We start from the raw sequence: 2,507 nt of genomic DNA on the forward strand, positions 1-2,507 counted from the left end.
GGGACCTCGAAGAGGAACTCTGGCCACTGGTCCTGCGGTGGGAGGTTGTCCCGGCAGAAGGTGTCGACGTGGGCGGAGGGGGTGAGCTCCATGTCAGCACCGTATGGAGTTGTTCTCACGACCGTCAATGGTTCGTCATGCCGCGGGGCTGACCTGCCGGTCCGGCGCTAGGCTCCGAACGTGACGGACACCGACCTGGCCGACGAGGTCAATGTCAGCGCGGCTACCGCCCGCCCGCGTGCCCTCATCGTCAGCGTCTACGGGCTCTACGCACGTGAGGTCGGGGGGTGGATCAGCGTCAGCTCGCTCATCCGCCTCATGTCCCGGCTCGGGGTCGAGGAGGCGGCGGTCCGGTCGTCGATCTCGAGGCTCAAGCGACGCGGGATCCTCGAGGCCGAGCGGGTCGACGGCAGTGCGGGTTATGCGCTGTCGTCAGAGGCGCGACAGATCCTCGACGACGGCGACCGGCGCATCTTCGAGCGGCGGCGGGCCACGTTGGCCGAGGGCTGGATCCTTGCCGTCTTCTCGGTCCCGGAGTCCGAGCGGCGCCAGCGCCACCTGCTCCGGTCCCGGCTGTCGTGGCTCGGCTACGGCACGGTCGGCAACGGGGTCTGGATCGCCCCGGGCCACCTCGAGGAGGAGACCCGGTTCGCCCTGGAGCGGCACGGGCTCGCCTCCTATGTCGACCTCTTCCACGCGTCCTACCGTGGCTTCGCCGATCTGCATGCGGAGGTCCGGTCCTGGTGGGACCTCGACAGCCTCGATGCCCTGTACCGGCAGTTCGACGAGGCGCACGGCCCGGTGCTCACGTCGTGGCGCCAGCGTCGGCGCAAGGACGACGAGGGGGAGGCGTTCGCCGACTATGTGCGGGCTCTCACGGCCTGGCGGCGCCTGCCCTACCTGGATCCCGGTCTCGCGCCGGAGCTGCTGCCCCGCGACTGGATGGGTGTGCGGGCGGCCGACACGTTCTTCGCGCTGCGGCGCCGGCTCGAGGCTCCCGCCCACCGCTTCGTCGAGCACGTCCGCGCCCGCTGACGGGGGGACGGCTGGTGGGTCACGTGGGCACGCAAGCGAGCTCAGCGGCATACGACGTATGCCGCTGAGTGCGGTCTGTCACGCCCGCGCGCTTGGGTGGGCGCTGAGGAGGGCCTCGTGCCGGGTGCGCTCGAGGTAGGTGCGGATGGTGTCACGGCTGCGGGTCAGGCAGGCGATCCGGGCCTCGAGTGGGCCGAGCTCCGCGGCGAGCTGCTCGGCGACCTGTGCCGGGCACGTCGGCTCGTCCCGCGCAGCAGCGTCCTCGGCGTCGAGCAGCACCTTGACCAGCCGGGTCGGGATGCCGGCCTGGACGAGCCCGGCGATGCGTCCGACCCGCTCGACATGCTCGTCGGTGTAGGTGCGATAGCCGTTGTCGGCCCGATCCGGGGCGAGCAGTGCCTGCTGCTCGTAGTAACGGATCAGCCGAGCCGCGACCCCCGTGCGCTCGGCCACTTCCCCGATCTTCACGGCGGCTCCCTTCAGGCTTGACATTGACACCAGTGTAAGACTTTACCGTCGAGGCATGTCACTCACCACGACCCGCGCCACCTCCGACGTCGCGACCAGGCTCCCGATGCCGGCCCTCCTCGCCCTCGGTGCGGCCACTCTCGTCATGGTCACCGCCGAAATGCTCCCCACGGCGGTGCTCGTGCCGATGAGCGCCGGCCTCGGGGTCAGCGAGTCGCTCACCGGGCAGCTCGTCGCCACCTGGGCCCTCACCGTCGTCGTCGCGAGCCTGCCGCTGACGCGCCTGACGAGACGCGTGGACCGCAGGGCCCTCATCGTCGCGGGTCTGGTCGGGCTCGCCGCGTCGTCGCTGGCGACGGGTCTCGCGCCATCGTTCGGTGTCGCACTCGGGGCACGGCTGATCGGAGCCGCCGCGGTCGGTCTGCTGTGGGCGACGGCCAACGCGCATGTCGCCGACCTCGTCCCCGAGGCACTCCTCGGTCGGGCCGTCGCGATGGTGCTGATGGGAGCCACCCTCGGCATGGTGATCGGCACGCCGCTGGCTCGGGTGTTGGCCGACGTGACGAGCTGGCGAGTGGCTTTCGGGGTGCTCGCCGGTTCCGCGGTCGCCGTCGCCGTGGTCGTGTGGGCCGTCGTGCCGAGTCGTCCACGCTTGGTCCGGGGTGGAGCGAGTGGTGACACAGCGGAGCGTGCCTCGCTGGCTCCGACGCTCATCGTGACCGTGCTGGTTGGCCTCCTGCTTGTCGGGTTCTACGGGACGTACACCTTCATCACCCGGCTCGGGGAGCCCGCAGCCGGGCTGTTGCCCGGTGGCATGGGCAGCCTGCTCCTCGGCTTCGGACTGGCATCGGCCGTGGGCGTCGCGCTGGCTGGGCGCGTGGCGCGGCCGGCTGCTGGCCTGGTGGTGGCGTCGGCAGCGACGGCCCTGGGGTTGATCGGGCTGCTCGGGGCGTCCGAGGCCGGACTGGGCCTGGTGGCGATCCTCGGTCTTGGCGTCGCGAGTG

At 71.2% G+C, this 2,507-nt stretch carries 3 protein-coding genes; 2 read left to right on the forward strand and 1 reads right to left on the reverse strand.

All coding sequences use genetic code 11. The features are described 5' to 3' along the window. Window positions 1-180 precede the first annotated feature (180 nt). A complete protein-coding gene (locus tag VIR15_RS18220; RefSeq protein ID WP_331930354.1) occupies window positions 181-1,035 on the forward strand; it encodes a PaaX family transcriptional regulator in 855 nt (284 codons plus the stop codon). Window positions 1,036-1,113: 78 nt separating this feature from the next. Here the strand turns inward: VIR15_RS18220 and VIR15_RS18225 are convergent, their stop codons facing one another. Continuing rightward, on the reverse strand, window positions 1,114-1,527 hold the full coding sequence (locus tag VIR15_RS18225; RefSeq protein WP_331930356.1) for a MerR family transcriptional regulator: 414 nt from the start codon (window positions 1,525-1,527) through the stop codon (window positions 1,114-1,116). Window positions 1,528-1,558: 31 nt separating this feature from the next. Here VIR15_RS18225 and VIR15_RS18230 point away from each other — a divergent pair. Beyond that, window positions 1,559-2,507: MFS transporter (locus tag VIR15_RS18230; protein WP_331930358.1), on the forward strand; the 949-nt coding region annotated here is incomplete at its 3' end.

It is taken from the genome of Intrasporangium sp. (assembly GCF_036566125.1).
In the GTDB taxonomy this organism is placed as follows: Bacteria; Actinomycetota; Actinomycetes; order Actinomycetales; family Dermatophilaceae; genus Intrasporangium.

Excerpts from the sequence above, each read along its gene's own strand:
- VIR15_RS18225 (WP_331930356.1), bottom strand. The coding sequence starts at position 1,527 with ATGTCAAGCCTGAAGGGAGCCGCCGTGAAGATCGGGGAAGTGGCCGAG.